We start from the raw sequence: 653 nt of genomic DNA, 5'->3' as shown, positions 1-653 counted from the left end.
GATGCGCCGGACCAGATCCGCGATGGCGTTTATGCTGCCGTCCCCCGGCACATCCGGGGTGGGTAGGCCAAGCGCAAGCGCAGAATCAGAAGTCACACGGCACCTCTCGAGAGACATTCCAAATATGATTGACGTTCAGACAGTTAGTAGTCAACCTTGCTGTGATTGCTTCGGACTGGCGTGTGGTGGCCTTGTTCAGCGAAGTTGTGTGGGCTCGGATGGAAAGATGCAGAGTGCGAATGTTCTGGCAGACCAACATCAGGCGCTCGCCGAACAATTCACAAGCCTCGGTCAGGCGCGAGGCGAACTGCCCGTCTTCGCCATTGAGCACGGGCTCGACGAACTGGCGCTGGAAGAACTGAGAAAGACAGTCTCGCGACAGATCGAGGAGGATCCGCAACTCGCGGGAGCAGTGTGGTCGTGGAGCTATCTCCCGTTGGTCGTGATCGCCACGGAGGTAGGGTACCGATATCGGGGCACCGGAACGGATTTCTGGCCAGTGCTCTCTCAGGAAATCGGAACCGAGGCGGGCCCTGCATTCCGATCTGGTCTGTCTCGTCTGTTCGAACTCGGACACGACAGGTTTCGCCTGGCGCAGCCCGGCGACAGTCCATGGGAGCGCCACTTCCCTCATATCTCATGGCCGATCGGCA

The 653-nt window shown here is 59.3% G+C and carries 1 protein-coding gene; it reads left to right on the top strand.

The window, feature by feature from the left end; translation table 11 throughout:
• Nucleotides 1–226: 226 nt before the first annotated feature.
• The coding region (locus A6302_RS20675) for a hypothetical protein (protein ID WP_141704078.1) at nt 227–653 on the top strand (427 nt) is incomplete at its 3' end.

Source organism: Methylobrevis pamukkalensis (genome assembly GCF_001720135.1).
In the GTDB taxonomy this organism is placed as follows: domain Bacteria; phylum Pseudomonadota; class Alphaproteobacteria; order Rhizobiales; family Pleomorphomonadaceae; genus Methylobrevis; species Methylobrevis pamukkalensis.
This window is presented reverse-complemented; position numbering and strand designations above follow the sequence as displayed.